This is a genomic window from Saccharothrix violaceirubra, from assembly GCF_014203755.1.
GTDB classification, from domain to species: Bacteria; Actinomycetota; Actinomycetes; order Mycobacteriales; family Pseudonocardiaceae; genus Actinosynnema; species Actinosynnema violaceirubrum.
This window is the reverse complement of sequence record NZ_JACHJS010000001.1, coordinates 4,657,090-4,673,030: the sequence shown is the minus strand read 5'-3', so window position 1 is coordinate 4,673,030 and position 15,941 is coordinate 4,657,090. Positions and strand designations below refer to the sequence as shown.

Annotated in this window: 15 protein-coding genes; 6 read left to right on the top strand and 9 right to left on the bottom strand. The window is 72.2% G+C overall.

The annotated features are described in order from the left end of the window. Position 1: 1 nt before the first annotated feature. Positions 2 to 1,303, top strand: a complete 1,302-nt coding sequence (locus F4559_RS21495; RefSeq protein ID WP_221447331.1) for an ABC transporter permease — start codon at positions 2 to 4, stop codon at positions 1,301 to 1,303. A 117-nt stretch (positions 1,304 to 1,420) separates the two neighbouring features. Here F4559_RS21495 and F4559_RS21490 read toward each other — a convergent pair whose 3' ends face one another. Continuing rightward, positions 1,421 to 2,224 carry a transglycosylase SLT domain-containing protein gene (locus tag F4559_RS21490; RefSeq protein WP_246445293.1) on the bottom strand — a complete coding sequence of 268 codons (804 nt, stop codon included), beginning with the start codon at positions 2,222 to 2,224 and terminating at the stop codon, positions 1,421 to 1,423. Between the two features lie 181 nt (positions 2,225 to 2,405). Continuing rightward, positions 2,406 to 3,305 (bottom strand): DMT family transporter, encoded by a 900-nt coding sequence (locus F4559_RS21485; protein WP_312865754.1) that lies wholly within the window; start codon positions 3,303 to 3,305, stop codon positions 2,406 to 2,408. Between the two features lie 70 nt (positions 3,306 to 3,375). On the opposite strand from F4559_RS21485, the gene F4559_RS21480 reads away from it, so the two are divergent. Next, positions 3,376 to 4,254 (top strand): LysR family transcriptional regulator, encoded by an 879-nt coding sequence (locus F4559_RS21480; protein WP_184671346.1) that lies wholly within the window; start codon positions 3,376 to 3,378, stop codon positions 4,252 to 4,254. A gap of 94 nt (positions 4,255 to 4,348) precedes the next feature. On the opposite strand, the gene F4559_RS21475 is transcribed toward F4559_RS21480, so the two are convergent. The 4 genes from F4559_RS21475 to F4559_RS21460 all read right to left on the bottom strand — a co-directional run bounded on the left by F4559_RS21475 (position 4,349) and on the right by F4559_RS21460 (position 8,194). Next, positions 4,349 to 5,116 carry a hypothetical protein gene (locus tag F4559_RS21475; RefSeq protein WP_184671345.1) on the bottom strand — a complete coding sequence of 256 codons (768 nt, stop codon included), beginning with the start codon at positions 5,114 to 5,116 and terminating at the stop codon, positions 4,349 to 4,351. A 172-nt stretch (positions 5,117 to 5,288) separates the two neighbouring features. Next, on the bottom strand, positions 5,289 to 6,083 hold the full coding sequence (locus F4559_RS21470; protein ID WP_312865753.1) for an ion transporter: 795 nt from the start codon (positions 6,081 to 6,083) through the stop codon (positions 5,289 to 5,291). Between the two features lie 183 nt (positions 6,084 to 6,266). Beyond that, a complete protein-coding gene (locus F4559_RS21465) occupies positions 6,267 to 7,136 on the bottom strand; it encodes a PP2C family serine/threonine-protein phosphatase (protein ID WP_184671342.1) in 870 nt (289 codons plus the stop codon). Between the two features lie 89 nt (positions 7,137 to 7,225). Further along, a complete protein-coding gene (locus F4559_RS21460; RefSeq protein WP_184671341.1) occupies positions 7,226 to 8,194 on the bottom strand; it encodes a magnesium transporter CorA family protein in 969 nt (322 codons plus the stop codon). Positions 8,195 to 8,259: 65 nt separating this feature from the next. On the opposite strand from F4559_RS21460, the gene F4559_RS21455 reads away from it, so the two are divergent. Further along, the gene (locus F4559_RS21455) at positions 8,260 to 9,741 is read left to right on the top strand and encodes an amidase (protein WP_184671339.1); all 1,482 of its coding nucleotides are present in this window, start codon (positions 8,260 to 8,262) and stop codon (positions 9,739 to 9,741) included. Between the two features lie 174 nt (positions 9,742 to 9,915). Further along, positions 9,916 to 10,773, top strand: a complete 858-nt coding sequence (locus tag F4559_RS21450; protein WP_184671337.1) for a DUF4231 domain-containing protein — start codon at positions 9,916 to 9,918, stop codon at positions 10,771 to 10,773. 10 nt (positions 10,774 to 10,783) lie between these two features. On the opposite strand, the gene F4559_RS21445 is transcribed toward F4559_RS21450, so the two are convergent. Next, positions 10,784 to 11,800 (bottom strand): IPT/TIG domain-containing protein, encoded by a 1,017-nt coding sequence (locus F4559_RS21445; RefSeq protein ID WP_184671335.1) that lies wholly within the window; start codon positions 11,798 to 11,800, stop codon positions 10,784 to 10,786. Between the two features lie 198 nt (positions 11,801 to 11,998). On the opposite strand from F4559_RS21445, the gene chrA reads away from it, so the two are divergent. Continuing rightward, positions 11,999 to 13,123: a chromate efflux transporter gene (chrA, locus tag F4559_RS21440; protein WP_312865752.1), complete on the top strand. Its 1,125-nt coding sequence runs from the start codon at positions 11,999 to 12,001 to the stop codon at positions 13,121 to 13,123. Here chrA and F4559_RS21435 read toward each other — a convergent pair. Then, the gene (locus F4559_RS21435; RefSeq protein ID WP_184671331.1) at positions 13,110 to 14,171 is read right to left on the bottom strand and encodes a VanZ family protein; all 1,062 of its coding nucleotides are present in this window, start codon (positions 14,169 to 14,171) and stop codon (positions 13,110 to 13,112) included. The genes chrA and F4559_RS21435 overlap by 14 nt on opposite strands. Before the next feature lie 133 nt (positions 14,172 to 14,304). Between F4559_RS21435 and F4559_RS21430 the strand changes: the two genes are divergently transcribed. After that, positions 14,305 to 14,790, top strand: coding sequence for a CAP domain-containing protein (locus F4559_RS21430; RefSeq protein ID WP_184671330.1), 486 nt, complete (start codon positions 14,305 to 14,307; stop codon positions 14,788 to 14,790). Here the strand turns inward: F4559_RS21430 and F4559_RS21425 are convergent. Beyond that, entirely contained in the window at positions 14,760 to 15,764 is a 1,005-nt protein-coding gene (locus F4559_RS21425; RefSeq protein WP_184671328.1) for an Acg family FMN-binding oxidoreductase, read from the bottom strand. The genes F4559_RS21430 and F4559_RS21425 overlap by 31 nt on opposite strands. Between the last annotated feature and the right edge of the window lie 177 nt (positions 15,765 to 15,941).

Genomic DNA, 15,941 nt, shown 5'->3' with positions numbered 1-15,941 from the left:
GATGTCCGGGCGACTGCGGTCGTCCCTGGTGATCGGCGGGCAGGGCATCCGGGCGCGCAAGCTGCGCACGTTCCTGTCCATGATCAGCCTGTTCCTGGGCGTGCTCGCGGTCGTCGTCGTGCAGGCCGGTTCGGAGATCGCCAACCAGCTCATGCTCGCCGACGTCGAGAAGAGTTCGGGCAAGGACGGCACGCGCGTGCTCTACCTGCCGCCGGGTGAGGACTTCGTGCCCATCGCCCTGGACCTGCTGTCGGGTCGGACGGACGCCGCCGCGATGACCACCGTGACCGCGATCGTCGGCGAACCCGGCGTGAAGGCGATCAACGACGGCGGCGGGCCGATCGACCAGCCCGCCTACGGGCGTGGCGGCGGCATGTACTGCGACGAGACCGGCTGCCACCCGGTGACGGACGGGACGGCGGGGATGCCGTCGGGCCAGGCGATCGAGTTGGAACTCAAGGGGCTCAGCGGGGACATCCGGCCGTTCCGCCCGCTGCACCCCACCCAGGGCAAGTGGCTGGAGTTCGGCACGGAGCCGTCGCTGTCCCCTGGCCTGGTGCTCAACCTGGAGGCGGCCAAGGCGTTTTCCCGGTACCAGGTGCCCGCGCGGCTGCGGATCACCGGCGCCACCACCGACGCCACGCCGCGCATCGTGGGCGTGGTCGACGACGGCGGCTACACGCCGGCCGCCTACGTGCGCATCGACGAGCTGCTCAACTGGATGCCGCCGAACGCCGTCGGCGGCAGTCGGGGAGGTCCGGGGGTCGAGGTGATGTTCACCCCGACCGCCGGGGAGACCGAGCGGTTGCTGACGTCGCGGCTGGCCGCCGCCGGCGCACCGGCCGAGCAGTTGTCCGTCCGGACCGTCGACGTGCTGGAACGGATGAAGTCCCAGCTCGCGCTGATGCGGTGGATCTTCCTCGGCATGGCGTCGCTGGTGCTGCTCATCGGTGTCGCGGGCATCCTCAACGTGGGGCTGGCGACCGTGGGGGAGCGGATCGAGGAGTTCGCGCTCAGACGCGCGGTGGGCACGTCACGGATGTTGCTCGCGGGCATCGTGCTGGCCGAGACCATGATCACGGGCCTGCTGACGGCCGGTGCGGCGATCGGCGTGTCGGCGGCGGCACTCCCGGTCGCGGTCGGCCTGGTGGCCGACAAGTACCCGGCGTTGAGCGACATGCCGTTCCCGTGGCAGGCCGCGGTGGCCGGCATCGTGGCGGGCGTGGCGGCCGGCGTGCTCGGCGGGCTGATACCGGCGTTGCGCGCGGCCCGCATCCCGATCGCGACCGTGATGCGCGCGTGAGAGACGGCGACGGCCGGGCACCCTCGTTGGTGCCCGGCCGTCGCCGTGCGCTTGGTGGCCGTTGCCGTGACAACGGCGAAAGCCGGGCCTCCCCGGTAGGAGGCCCGGCCTTCTTGCTCAGTAGCCCTGGTAGCCGTTGCCGTTCGCGATGCCGACGAGGCCCGGGTGGTTGTGGAAGCCGCCGTAGCGGGCGTAGGTGTAGCGGACACCGGCGATGATGTTGTCCACCGGGTCGTAGATGTCGTCGTGCCCGGCCAGCTTGTAGGACTGGAACGTCGGGTCGATGACCTGCATCAGGCCCTTCGAGGGCGTGCCGCGCGCGGCGTTGGAGTCCCAGTTGTTGATGGCGTCGGGATTCCCGTTCGATTCCTTCTCGATGATCGTGTAGATCTCGTCGACGGCGCTCTCGTCGATCGGCGTCCCGTTCGCCTGGAGGACCTTGATGGCCTCCTTGATCCAGCCCTCGACCTGGCGCTGGTGCGGCGACTTGCGGGCCTCGGCCTCCTCGGCGGCCTTCTTCGCCGCCGCCTCCTGGCGGGCCGTGTAGCCGGACGACGCGACGCCGCTGGCCTGCGTGTAAGCGTCCAGCGCGGCGAGCTGCTCGCCCTTGAGCATGCGGGCGGTCTCGGAGCCGAGGTCGATGGCGTGCACGGTGTCGACCTTGCCGCTGTACTCGATCGTCTTGGGCTCGTCGGGCAGTCCGCCGAAGTCCGCGGCACCCGCCAACGGGTTGAACGGGCCCATCGTCGCCGCCGCCGCGGCACCGGAACCGGTCACGGCACCCACCGCGACGGCCACCGCCGCGACCCGGCTCGCCAGTCCGGCGCGCTCGGGCTCGGCCCTGTGCGCGCCCCGGTAACCCTCGGGTGCGACCGCTGCCGTGTACACGGTGCGGCCGGTCGCCTTCGTGTGCCGAGCCAACGAACAGCCTCCTGCGTCGGGGAGCCCGATCTGCGGGGAGCACCCGGCGGGGGTCCGGGCGGTCGCGGTCGGGGGAGTCCGCGTCCGTGTCCTCGCGTTAATCGAACCGTGATCTGCGGGCCGGAACGTAACCGCTCGTGACGCCGCAGGGCAAGAAGACTGGCGGATTGGGTGACGTGCGTCACGTTTGCTGGCGAACCCGACTACGCTCGGTCGTCGACCTGGCCAGCAACACCCCACCGATGACGATCACTCCACCGACCAGGGTGTTCCAGCCGACCGGCTCGGACAGGAACACGGCACCGATCGCCGTCGACCACAGCGGCGTCACGTAGGTGACCGTCGCCGCGACCGTCGGCCCGGCACCCCGGATCACCTCGAGGTTCAGCACGTACGCCCAGCCCGTGCCGATGGCGCCCAGCGCGAACAGGGCCAGCACCACCTCGGTGCCCGGCCAGTCCGGCAGGCCGCCGAACGCCGGCGCGGCCACCGCGAGCTGGACCGTCGCGCAACTGACCTGCACGGCGGACAGCACGGTCGCGCCCTGCTTGTTCCCCGAGAAGAACCGCCGCGTGTAGGCGAACCCCGCGCCGTAGCACGCGGTCGCGCCCAGGCACGCCAGGCTGCCGGTGAGCAGGTCGCCCGCCAGCCCCTGCCACACGCCCAGCACGATCAGCACGCCGGCGAACCCGGTCGCCAGACCCAGCAGCCGCTTACCCGTCACCTTCTCCTGCGGCACGATCAACAGCACGAACACCAGCGTGGTCAACGGCGTCGTCGCGTTGAACACGCCCGCCAGCACCGAGCTGACCAGGGTCTCGCCGAACGCCAGCAGCGTGAACGGCACCGAGTTCAGCAGTGCGGCCACGACCATGGCATGTCCCCAGACCGCCCGGTCGCGCGGCAGCGGCACCCGCTGCACCACGCAGACCCCCCAGAGGGCGAGCGCGCCGAACAGGCAGCGGGCCAGCGCCACCCAGACGGCGGGCACGCCCGCGTCCACCGCGATCTTGATCAGAGCGAAGCTGGAACCCCAGATCGCCGACAGCAGGACGAACTTCACCGCCCAGTCGGATTTCACCCACCCAGGATGTCCGGAGCAGGCAGAATGAGTCCAACAAGTCGACCTCGAAAGGGTATGAGCGTCACTCATGGGACTGAACTTCGCGCAGCTCCGAGCCTTTCTCGCGGTCGTCGACGAGGGCGGGTTCGGCACCGCGGCCGACGCGCTCGGCCTCACCCAGTCCGCCGTCTCGCACGCGGTCGCGGCGTTGGAACGCACGCTCGGGCACCCCGTGCTCACCCGTCAGGGCCGTCCGCAGCCGACCGCGTTCGGCCAGGAACTGCTGGCGCACGCGCGGTCGGCGGTCAACGCCTCCGCCGCGATCACCGACCTCGCCGCCCGGCTCGCCGGACGGCCGCGCGGCACCGTCAAGCTCGGTGCGCCGACCACGGTGTGCCAAGGGCTGCTGCCGGACCTGCTGGCGCGGTGGCGGGCCGAGTTCCCGGACGTGCGCGTGCGGCTGTTCGAGGGCGAGGACGACGAGGTCGCCGAATGGCTGGACAACGGGACGGTCGAGGCGGCCGTGCTGGTCGACCCGCCCGGCGCGCGTGGCGCGTGGATCGGCGAGGACGTGTTCCAGGTCGTGCTGCGCCAGGACCACCCACTGGCCGGGCAGGAGGTCGTGTCGGTCGACGACCTGGTCGACGACCAGTTCCTGCTCTCCGGCGGCGGGTGCGAGCGGCACGTGCGGCGGATCAGCCCGGCGTGGGCCGCCGAACCCGTGCACCGCGTGCGCGAGCTGGGCACGCTGCTGGCCATGGTGCGGGCCGGCGTCGGGGTGTCGATCGTGCCGGGGCTGGCGGCGGCCATGCTGCCGTCCGGGCTGGTGCTCGTGCCGCTGGCTCGTCGGGTGGCGCGGCGGCTGGTGCTCAGCGGCCCGGCGGACCGCGAGTGGCACCCGGCCGTGACGGCGTTGGTGGAGTCGGTGTCGGCGGACTTCACGGAAGGGCGGCAGCGCACGGCGTGAGCGGTTCGTGTCGCCGGCGGTCGGGCCTGGGTTTCGCGGAGGGCCGGCGGCGCGTGGTGCGCACGGTTCGTGTTGCCGCGACCGCACCGCGAACTCACGGAGGATCGACGGCGCACAGTGTGAACAGCTCGCGTTGACGGCGGTTGAGCGCGGTCAGCGCGGTCGTGCCGTCGTCGAACTCGACGCGGTGCACGCGGTCGAGTTGCGTGGCGATCCGCGGCCACTCGGTGCCGGTCGCGGTCTCGGCCGTGTGCACCAGGAGTTGGGCGAAACCGACGCACGGGTGCATGCGGCGGGGGGTGCGCCCGTAAAGGCGTTCGGCGGTGCCGACCGCGGCGACGAGCAGGTCCGCGACCTGACCGTCCGCGGCGTGGTCGACGACCACGACCCGGTGCCGGCCCGGCCGGGAGCGGTAGAGCGCGGCCAGGTTGGTGTCGTGGCGGATCGGTGTGCCGTCCGGGGTCATGGCCAGGTCGACCGTGCCGTGCCCGGTGCCGACCCGTCCTATGTAGACGGTTCCGTCGACCTGCTCCAGCGAGTGCCGAGCCAGGACCGCCCGCAGTTCCGCGCCCGCCAGGGCCGTGGCCGCCCCGTCCAGCCGCACCCACGGTTCGAGGCCCGGCACGTCCACGTCGTAGGCGAGCCACTCGACCAGTGACACGTCGTCGTGGTGGTCGAGCGCGAGGTAGGCCGACGCCGCGAACACGTACCGCTCCCAGTGCGGCGGCAGGTTCACGCGCGCGAAGCCTTCGCGCAGCACGTGCGCGTGCCCCAGTCGGTGCCACAGCCCGTCGAGCAGATGGGTCGTCCCGACCACGCGCGACCGGGAGACCTCCCGGTCGCCCCGTGCGTCACGGTCCACGATCGGCCTCCACCGCGCACGTTTCCCCCGTTATGGTGAGGATTCGGGGCGGGGTGGCCCGGCGTTACGCCGGATCGCCGGTTCCGTGCGCGATGTCCGGCCGGATGTGAGGCCGCCTCGTCGGCGAGGCGGCGTTCAAGTCCATTGAGGACGGACGAGGTGTTCGGCCTGACTACGCGTCGACGCGGCGTTCGTCGCGCAGCGCGCGGACCTCGTCCCGCAACGACCGCAGTTCGGCGAGCACGGCCGAGTCGCCCTCCTCACGTTGACGCGGGAGGCGGTCGTCGGCCTCGGACTCCATGGCGCTGCACACCACGGCGATGAACAGGTTGACCATGGTGAACGTGGCGACCAGCAGGTAGACCACGAAGAAGATCCAGGCCAGCGGCTGGCTGAGCATCTGGTCGCGCATCAGGTCCGACCAGCCGTCGCCGGTGGTGATCTGGAACAGGGTGAGCAGGGTCGCGCCGAGCCCGTCGAACCGGGGATCGCCGCCCGCGCGGAACAGGTTGATCGCCACCACGCCACCCACGTAGAGCATGAGCAGCAGCAACCCGGTCAACGACACCAGGCCGGGGATCGAGCGGACCAGGGCGGTCACCACCCGGCGCATGCTCGGCACCATCGACACCAGTCGCAGCACGCGCAGGATGCGCAACGACCGCACGACCGACAGCGCGCCCGCCGTCGGCAGCAGCGACACCCCGACGACGACCAGGTCGAACAGGTTCCACGGCTCGCGGAAGAACCGCGGGCCGTGCGCGAACAGCCGGGCCGCGAGTTCGAGGACGAACACGGTCAGCGCGGTGCCGTCCAGGATGTCGAGCAGATCGCCGAACGCGGCCACGGCCGACGGCGACGTCTCCAGGCCGAGCGTGATCGCGTTGACCACGATGACCCCGATGATCACCCGTTGGAACACCCGGTCGTCGACCACTGCCGCCACGCGCTGACGCAGGACCTTCACGTGCCTTACCCCCATGCGATGGAACGGACACGGAGGCCATCGGAGTGCCGGCGGGTCGCCTTGAGTCGATTCACCTGGTCGGGCAAGGGAATTCTGGTAGGGCCGCTCCTCGGAGTCGTGCGGTGATCACCCGGACGTGCGGACGCGTACCCGATCTTGGTGTTCCGGTCGCGGAGGAACGGCTCAGGCGGCGGCGTGGAGTGCCGCCCGTGCGGCCGGTCGGGACAGGTCCAGGACCACGGCCGCGCAGTCGTCGGTGGTGCCCGCGGCGCGGGCGGCGTCCAGCAGGGCGCCGGCGGCGTCGGCCGGGTCCGCGACCGCGCGGGTGACGCGGCCGAGGGTCGCGGCGTCGAGGACGCGGTGCACGCCGTCGGTGACCAGGACCAGGCGGCCGGTCGAGCGGCCGTGGGTCGTGCCGATCGCGCCGGACCGGACGGTGGAGGTCACGACGTGGTCGAGTCGGGGGCCGGGGTCGGCGCCGCGGTCCCGGAAGTAGCGGCCCACGGTGTGGTCGGTGGTCAGGGGGATGGCGTCGCCGTCGGTCACGAGGTACGCCCGGGCGTCGCCTGCCCATGCCACGGACCAGCCCCGGTGGTCGCCGGTCGCGACGACGAGGACAGCGTTGCCGGGCGGGCGGTCGTCCGGGGAGGCCGCGGGACGGTTCGGTACCGGGCGGAGGTGCGGTGCGGGGCGGTGGAGCCGGAGCGGCGGTCCGTCGTGTCCAGGGGTGGTGGCCCTGTGCGGACCCGGTTCGGCGTGCCGGGCCGGGGCGAGAGCGGTGAGGGCCGGTTCATCGGGGTGTGGCGAGGAAGCGGCGCGTCGGGCCGCCATGATCCCCGCCGTCGGGCCGTGGAGCCACGCCGCGTCGAGTGCCACCTCCGCGAACCGGCGTGCCGCTTCGGCGGCCCGAGGGGTGTCGCCGATGCCGTCCGCGACGGCGGCGGCGAACGCGTGGGGCGAGGTCCGGACGGCCGCGGCGTCCGCGCGGTACCGGCGTGCGTTGCGTGCGGTCGCCCACCCCGTCGAGGGCGCCCGGTGATCGAGAACCGTCATGGCCCACCTCCCGTCACCCTCGAGGGTGCGGGTCGATGCTGAGTGCGGCCTGTGCGTTACCTGGGAAGTCGGCGAGAAGAAAGAGCGGGTCAGAGCCAGTCGCGGCGGCGGAACAGCACGTAGAGCCCGATGGACAGGCTCGCGACGACACCGGTCGACACCCAGTAGCCCCACGGCTCGCCGTTGCCGGGGAAAGGCACGTTCTGGCCGTAGTAGCCGGTGACGGCGGTCGGCACGGCGATCACCGCGGCCCAGCCCGTGACCTTCTTCATGATCAGGTTGAGGTGGTTGCCCTGGATGCTGAGCTGGGTCTCCCGGATCGTGGCGACCAGGTCGCGCAACGACTCGGTCCACTCCGACGCGCGCAGCACGTGGTCGAGGACGTCCTGGAAGTAGGGCTGCATGACGTCGTCGACGATGTCGTGGTCGCGCCGCAGCAACGGGGTGATCACCTCGCGCATGGGCACGACGACCCGGCGCAGCGTCACCAGCGACCGGCGCATGGCCAGGGACCGGCGCTGCATCTCCTCGTTCGTGCTGTGCTCGGCGAAGACCAGGTCCTCGAGTTGCTCCACGTGGTCGTCGAGGGCCTGGACGGCTTCGAAGTGCGTGTCGACGATGTGGTCCACGAGGCCGTGCAGCAGGAACGGGACGCCGCTCGCGGCCAGGTGCGAGGACTGGTCCCATGCGCGGACCACGGCGTCCATGTCGAACTTGCGGGTCCTGACCGTGACCAGGGCGTTGTGCGTGACGAACGCGGTCAGCTCGGCCGTGGCCAACCGGCCGGACCGCCGGTCCAGGCGCACGGCGTACGCGTTGAGCAGGCAGTGCGTGTCGTAGCGGTGGAACTTCGGGCGCTCGTGCTCGAACAACGCGTCCTCGACGGCCAGCTCGTGCAGGCCGAGTTCGTCGGCCACCGCGGCGATCCGGTCCCGGGTCGGCTCGCACAGGTCGAGCCAGACGGTCACGCCGTCCTCGGCCAGGTGCCGGGGGATCTCCTCGGCCGGGAAGTCCTCGGCCTCCAGGACGCCGTCGCGGTACCGGCGGGTGCGCGCCATGATCCGCAGGGTAGTAGACGTTCGGCGGGTTGACCGGGCACCGTGCGCGCCAGTGTGGTGTGCGCATGCGCCCCTTGCTCGCGGCCGTGCTGGCCGTCGTCCTGATCGCGCCGCCGGCCGCGGCCCATCCCGTCGGTCTCGGGTTCGACCTGGACGCGGCGACGATCCCCGACCTGGTCCGGAGGTTGGACGCGGGCACGCTCACGTCGGTCCGGCTCACCCGCGAGTACCTGCGGCGGATCGAGACGGTGGACCCCAAGGTCAACGCGGTCCTCGCGGTCGACCCCCGGGCCTTGGAGCAGGCCGCCGCCAGTGACCGGAGGCGTCGTGCGGGACAGGCGCGCGGGTTGATGGACGGCATTCCCGTGCTGCTCAAGGACAACATCGATACGGCGGGGTACGCGAGCACGGCGGGCTCCCGGGCGTTGAGCACGCCGCCGTCGGTGGACGCGGAGCTGGTGACCCGGCTTCGGCGGGCGGGTGCGGTGGTGCTCGGGAAGACGAACCTGTCGGAGTGGGCGAACTTCCGGTCGACCCGGTCGACGTCGGGGTGGTCCGGGGTCGGTGGACAGACCAACAACCCGTACGTGTTGCACCGCAACCCCTGCGGGTCGTCGTCGGGGTCCGGTGCGGCGGTGGCGGCGTCGTTGGCCCAGGTCGCGGTGGGGACGGAGACCGACGGGTCGATCGTCTGCCCGTCCGGGCAGAACGGCGTCGTGGGGTTGAAGCCGACGTTGGGCGTGGTCAGTGGTGAGGGGATCGTGCCGCTCTCCACCCGGCAGGACACGGCCGGGCCGATGGCGCGGCACGTCGTCGACGCGGCGATCCTGATGTCGGTGCTCGGCGGGGTCGATCACCGGGCGGCCTTGCGGCCGGGGGTGCTGAAGGGTGCGCGGATCGGGTTGTGGCGGCTCGCGGGCAACGCCGGGGTGGACCGGGTCGTGGCGCGGTCGGTCGAGGTGTTGCGGCGGGCGGGTGCCACGGTGGTCGAGGTGGATCTGCCCTACCAGGACCGGATCGGCGAGGCCGAGTTCCCGGCGTTGACGGTGGAGTTCAAGCACGATCTGGAGAAGTACCTGCGGACCCGGCCGGGGGCGCCGCGCACCATCGCGTCGTTGGTCGGGTTCAACCGGGCGGATCCGGTCGAGTTGAGCAAGTTCGGGCAGGAGCTGTTCGAGGCTGCCGTGGATGCTCCCGGGGTGGATGATCCGGGTTATCGGGAGCAGCGGGCGACGGCCACGTCGTTGGCCCGGCGGTCGGTGGACGAGGTTCTGGCGGCCAACGACCTGGACGTGATCATGGCGCCGACCAATTCGCCGGCGTGGAAGACCGACTACGCGGCCGGCGACGCGTACGAGTTGGGGTCTTCCACCCCGGCGGCGGTGGCGGGGTATCCGAACGTGTCGGTGCCGGCCGGGTTCGTGGGGGAGTTGCCGGTCGGGGTGTCGTTCTTCGCGGGGTACCGGGCGGATGTGAAGGTGTTGCGGTTCGCCGCGGCGTTCGAGTCGGAGGCTCGGGCTCGGCGGGCGCCTCGCTATCTGCCCTGAGGGTGTGAACGCGCGAGTTATGCGTTCAGACACCGCGAAATGTGCGTTCGGGCACCGCGAGTTGTGCGTTCGGGGGTGAAGTTGTTCCTTTTGGGTGGGTGGCGTGGTCGTGGGTCCCGGGTCGGGGGTGTTCTTCGGTAAGAAGCACTCCCCTGGTGTGGGAGGAGTTGCGCTATGACGACGGCCGAGGTGGTCATGTCGGACCAGGTGGCGTGGTCCGAGGCGGCGGATCGGGCCAAGTCCCGGGTTGCCGGCTGGCGGTTGTGCCAGCTTGTGCTGACCGTGGCCGGGGCGGTGTTGGCGGCTGTCTCGGCGCAGTGGGGTGGGCGTCCCGGGCAGGTGGTGGCGGGGGTGAGTGCGGCGTGTCTGGCGGTCGTGCCGTTCATCACCGCCCGCGAGCTCGGTGCCGATCGGGTGTTGGCGTGGACCGCCAGTCGGGCCGTGTCGGAGCGGCTCAAGAGCGAGGTCTACCGGTACCTGGCCGGTGTCGCTCCCTATGACCGGTCGGATCGGGACGCGGTGTTGTTGGGGCGGCGTGATTCCGCTGTCGCCGAAGGCGAGCGTTACGAGACCTGGCTGCGTTCGCCGGTCGAGGAGCGTCCGTTGCCCGATGTCCACGACATTCCGTCCTATGTGGAGCGTCGGGTGGCGGTGGCCGTCGACGGTTACTACGCGCGGCGTGCTGTCGAGGAGCGGCGGCGGTACGAGCGGTTGCACACCGCCGAGTTCGTGTTGGCCGTGTCGGCGGTGGTGTTGGGGGCCTTGGCCTCGGCCACCGGGTTCGACCTGGGGGCCTGGGTCGCGGTGGCGACCACGGTCGGCACGGCGGTCGCCGCCCACGTCGCCGCGGCACGTCATCTCGAGCAGTCGGAGTCGTACAGCCGTGCGGCGCGTCGGTTGCGGGCGTTGCGGGATCGTGCGGCGATCGCGGACGCGCCCGGTCTGGGCGCGTTGGTCGACGAGTGCGAGGCGATCATCCTGGGCGAGAACCAGTCGTGGACCGGCCTGTGGAGTCCCGACCCGCCGGAGTGACGGCCGGGAGTCACGCACTCGGAGGTGCGTACCTGGGCATCGGTGTGGTGGTGGTGTCGGAGCGTGATCTGAGGTACTCGAACTGGGCAGGGGCGTTGGCGGTGGCCGTCGAGGTGGTGACCGTGATCGTGACCCGGCCGGACCTCGGGGACGGCGGGGTGCGGATGATCACGCGGGTGGGGGACAGGCAGTCGATCTTCGCCTGGAGGCCGCCCACGGTGACCTTGGTGCTGTTCCGGTCCGTTCCGGTCGTGGTGAGCAGGAGGCGGGTGCCTCCGGTCACCGGGCCGGCGGGGATGGCGGCGGCCTGGGGTGCGAGGGCTTCCGCGCAGGTCAGGTTGTCCGGGGCGGTGGTGAGGTCGAGTACCGCCAGTGCGCACGCCGGGGTGTCGTCGAGGGCGGACAGTCTGATCACGGGTTTCGTGTCGCCCGGGTGCTTCTCGTGCCAGGCGAGGGCACGGCGCAGGAGGGCCGTGGCCGCCGTTTCCAAGCAGTTCGACGGTGCGGGTGCGGAGGCAGCCGCCGACTTCGCGTGCGCCCATTCGTTCGTCTCGCCGTCCACGGCCGCGTCGCAGAGGGCGTCGACGGCTTCCCACAACGGCCCCTTGGGGGGCTCGGCGTCGCATTTGCCCTGTGCGTAGGCCGCGTACCAGCGGTACGGGGCCGGGTCGCCGGGGTCGGCGGGACCCGGTGGCAGCCACGGGAAACCCTCGTCCGGCGGTGGGGCTTGGCGGCGGGGGGCGGCGGGGGGCTCGGTCGTGGTCGTGGGTTGTAAGGCGCGGGGTGGTGGTGTCGGGCGGGTGGTGGTGGAGCGGAGTGCCGTCGTGGGCGGTGGTGTCGTCGTTGTCGTCGGTGCCGGGCGGGCGGGGGGTGGCGGGCGGGTGCCGACCACGGCGGTGCCGGCCGCCGCCGGGAGTCGGGGGTCTCCGGTCCGGGTGCCGGGTTGGCGTGGTGGCCAGATCGCGAGGATTCCCGACACCGCCACGAGCGCGATCGCCGCGGCGATCAGAACCTTGTGCGAACGCATCAGCCGTCCCCGAGCCCCGAATTATTTCCGCACTTCTGCGGAAAAGTCGAACGGTCCGCCTCGTCCATTCTCCCGGCGTTCGCGCAACGGGAAATAGGCTTTTCGGACTCCGTCGATCAGGCCGTTCAGATATTCAGGGGATGTGCGGAACTCCCGACGAGTGGGATGGTCCGGGTGGCCGTGCACCAGGATGGACGCGTGACCCGGGTCCCGGTGGCGATCATCGCCCGTGAGTGGCTGCGCATCGGCTGCGTCGGTTTCGGTGGCCCGCCGGCGCACATCGCGCTTCTGCGCGACCTGTGCGTGCGGCGGCGCGAGTGGGTGGACGAGCGCGAGTTCGAGGACTCGATCGCCGTGACCAACCTGCTGCCCGGACCGGCCTCGACGCAGCTCGCGATCCTGTGCGCGTGGCGGCTCGGGGGCGTGCCCGGGGCGTTGGTCGGTGGTGCGTGCTTCATCCTCCCCGGCCTGGTGCTGATCCTCGCCCTCGCCGCGCTGCTGCTGTCCACGGCCGCGCCCGCCTGGGTGCTCGGTGCGGCGGCGGGCGCGGGAGCGGCGGTACCGGCCGTGGCCGCGCACGCCGCGGCCACGTTGGTGCGGGGAAGTCTGCGACAGGTCGGGCCCGTCTTGTCGGCACGGGTGCGGTGGGCCGCGTACCTGCTGGTGGGCGGGGTGGCGGCGGCGGTCACCGGGCCGTGGCTGGTGCTCGTGCTGGTGGCCGCCGGCCTGGTCGAGGTCTCGGTACGGGCGCCGCTGGGTCGGCGGTCGGCCGTGCCGCTCGTCCTGGCGCTGCCCGCGGTCGGCGGCGGGCTCGGTGCGGTGGCGTGGGTCGCGGCCAAGGTCGGCGCGCTGTCCTACGGCGGCGGGTTCGTGATCATCCCGATGATGCGGCAGGACGCCGTGCACACGTACGGCTGGCTCAGCGACGAGCGGTTCCTCGACGCGGTCGCGCTCGGCCAGATCACGCCCGGACCGGTCGTGCAGACGGTCGCCGTGGTCGGCTACGCGGCGGCCGGGCTCGGCGGCGGGCTGCTGGCCGCGCTGGTGGCGTTCGCGCCGTCGTTCGCGTTCGTGCTCGTGGGCGGACCGCGTCTGGACCGGCTGCGGGCCAACGCCACCGCGAAGGCGTTCCTGACGGGCGCGGGCGCGGCGGCGATCGGCGCCATCGGCGGGTCGACCCTGCCGTTGGCCCTGTCCCTGCACCGACCCTGGCAGTTCGTGGTGCTCGGTGCGGCGGCCGTGTGGTTGTTGCTCCTCCGGCGCGGCGTGGTGAGCGCGTTGGTCGTCTCGAGCGTGGCGGGCGCGTTGATCACGCTCGGCTGAGCGACCGCCGCGCGTGCTCGGCCCGGGTCCCCGCGAGGAGGTCCGGCCAGCCGCACTGGTCCCGGCGGAACACCGGCACCACGAACGCGCCCAGCAAGACCAGCGCGACCACGGCGACGTCCACCGCGAACATGTCCCAACGCGGCGAGACCAGCACGACGTACGCGCACAACCCCGTGGCGCCGACCACTTCACGGGCCAGCAGCCGGTGGATCGGCACCCGCGTTCCGGACGCCGTGCGCAGGCGGTGGCCGACCAGCCACGAGCCCGGCGTCCACCCGTCGGTCACGGCGGGCGCCACGACGCGCACCACGAGTGCCGCCACCGGGGCCCAGCGCGGGTCCGGCAGCACGGCCAGGACCACGACCATGGCGTCCGCCGCCAGCGCCACGAGCCGCCGCGGCACGCTCACCGCCTCCGGCAACGCGACCGACTCCGTCCGCGACGGCACGGCCGGCACGACCACGGCGGCGGGCGCGAGCATCCAGCCCAGCAGCGCGCCGGACGTGTTCGAGATCAGGTCGTCGACGTCGGAGATCCGGTAAGGGCACGCGTACACCCCGAAGTTGCCCGTGTACTGCACGACCTCGACCGCCAGCGACAACCCCAGGCCCACGCAGCCCACGGACAGCAGCCCCCGGCCGTACGCCTTGCGCATCACCACGCCCAGCGGCACGAACAACGCCACGTTGAACGCCTGCTGGAGGAACGCCGTCGACGTGACCACGGCCACCAGCCCCGACCGGCCGTTGGCGGACAGGTTCGCGCGCATGTCCGTGACCCACTGGAACGGGCGCAGGGACGTCATCGTCTCGCCCCGGCACACCGCCGCCGGGTCGGGGAACGGCAGGAAGATCAGTGCCGCGGCGACCAGACCGTAGGCGAGCAGCCCGTACAGGACGAACGCCCGACGCGGCTCCACCCGACCGAACCGGCGGTAGTGCAGCACGGCCAGCGGCAGCAGCACCAGCGCGCCCACGCCCACGAACGCCGCGAACCCCGCGCGGACCGACTCCAGGTACGTCCCCACGCCGATCCCGATGCCCACTCCGCGCGTCCGCCAAACCCCGGACGTCGGAAAAGCCGCACCCCAACCGCACCCGACGTCGAACCGGAGCACGACCCGCGGCAGCCGAATCTTGTCTCACCCCACCGAGACAGCCACCACCAAGGAGCCGGACATGAACGCCGTCGCCCGCCGCATCGCCACCGTCGCCGCCGCCACCGGACTCGCCTTCGCGGCGTTCCTGACCACGGCCGGTGCCGCGTCCGCCGCGACGACGCCGAGCTTCGAGACCCAGGTGCTCACGCTCACCAACAAGGAGCGCGCCGCCGCCGGTTGCGCCGCCCTGAAGGCCAACACCCAGCTCGAGAGCTCGGCCAAGGGCCACAACGACGAGATGGCCAAGACCGGAAAGATGACCCACACCGGCGTCAACGGCAGCACCCCCGGCCAGCGCATCGACGAAGCCGGCTACTACTGGCGCATGGCGGGCGAGAACGTCGCCTACGGCCAGCGCACCGCCGAGCAGGTCGTGCGGGCGTGGATGAAGTCCCCGGGCCACCGCGCCAACATCCTCAACTGCGGCTACAAGGACCTGGGCGTGGCCTACACCACCGACTCCAAGAAGCGCGCCTACTGGACCCAGAACTTCGGCACCCGCTGACCGACCGGCAACACCAGGTCGGCGACGTCGCGACGGGGGCGCTCCGGCACGGTCGCACCGACACCCAGCCGCAGCACGGTCTGCGGCACCAGCGTCCCGCCCAACGACCGGCGCAGTTCCTCGCGGACCGGACGCACCTCGATCACCTGTGACAGGAACGACGCGGCCAGCCCCAGTGCCGTCGCGGTCAGCAGCACCCGCTGCAACGCCTGACCGCTCTGGAGTTCGGCGGCCGGACCCTCGTAGAACGAGCACAGCACGGCCACCAGCGGGTCGGGCTCGTACGCCTCGTCCGCCGCCCGCTCGGCACCGCGGAAATCGCGCATCGGCCACCCGTCGTCGGGTGCCGGCCGCAGGCCCGCCGACGCGTGCGGCACCCCGTCGCCGCACGGGCGCGTCGCACTCCACTCGGACAGCTCCCCGCGCACCTCGGCGTCCTCCAGTTGCAGCCGGTGCGCCTTCACGGCCAGCTCCCGCACCCGGTCGATCTCGGTCGGCCCGACCAGGTGCAGCCACGCGCGTTCGCGTTCGGCCGCGCGCAGCAAAGCCCGTCGCTGGTCCACCGGCACCCCGCCGGGTGCGAACGGCAGCCGGTTGGTCCGGCGCAGCGGCACGGCGTCGAGCAGGCGTCGGGTGTCGTCGTCGGGTGCCCGCCGGCCGCCCCGTCGCACCACGGCCAACGCGCCGGGCGCGTCGTCGCCGGGCACGAGCGTGACCAGCGGCCGGACGCCCAGGCCGAGCAGCGCGAGCCTGAGGTTGAACAACGCCGCGCCGCACGACAGCCGTAGTTCGCGGCCCTCGGGATCGGTCGCGGGCAGGACCCGGTCGGGGTCCGGGTGCAGTTCGATCCGGTCGGGCAGCAGGCGGAACCGCCACGGCTGGGTGTTGTGCACGGACGGCGCGAGCACCGCGGCACCCAACACCTCCGCGACCTCCTCGGCCGTCAGCCCCAGTGCCCCGGTCACCCCCGACATCCCGCTCCCACCCGTCCACCCGGTCGATTTGATCCGACCACTGTCCGCCGTGATGCGGTCCCCCGACACGGTCGAAGGTCCCTGGTGCGCGCGACGACCAAAGTCGGAATTCGCGCCACGAAAGTCGCGACCGGCGGCGACGTTCGAGTGTCGCCCGCAGGCGAAGATCATCCCTAG

Bases quoted from the DNA above. Each gene is read 5' to 3' on its own strand.
- F4559_RS21445 (WP_184671335.1), bottom strand. From the start codon at position 11,800: ATGCGTTCGCACAAGGTTCTGATCGCCGCGGCGATCGCGCTCGTGGCG.
- F4559_RS21495 (WP_221447331.1), top strand. From the start codon at position 2: ATGTCCGGGCGACTGCGGTCGTCCCTGGTGATCGGCGGGCAGGGCATC.
- F4559_RS21460 (WP_184671341.1), bottom strand. From the start codon at position 8,194: ATGGCGCGCACCCGCCGGTACCGCGACGGCGTCCTGGAGGCCGAGGAC.
- F4559_RS21480 (WP_184671346.1), top strand. From the start codon at position 3,376: ATGGGACTGAACTTCGCGCAGCTCCGAGCCTTTCTCGCGGTCGTCGAC.
- F4559_RS21430 (WP_184671330.1), top strand. From the start codon at position 14,305: ATGAACGCCGTCGCCCGCCGCATCGCCACCGTCGCCGCCGCCACCGGA.
- F4559_RS21450 (WP_184671337.1), top strand. From the start codon at position 9,916: ATGACGACGGCCGAGGTGGTCATGTCGGACCAGGTGGCGTGGTCCGAG.
- F4559_RS21465 (WP_184671342.1), bottom strand. From the start codon at position 7,136: ATGACGGTTCTCGATCACCGGGCGCCCTCGACGGGGTGGGCGACCGCA.
- F4559_RS21425 (WP_184671328.1), bottom strand. From the start codon at position 15,764: ATGTCGGGGGTGACCGGGGCACTGGGGCTGACGGCCGAGGAGGTCGCG.
- F4559_RS21455 (WP_184671339.1), top strand. From the start codon at position 8,260: ATGCGCCCCTTGCTCGCGGCCGTGCTGGCCGTCGTCCTGATCGCGCCG.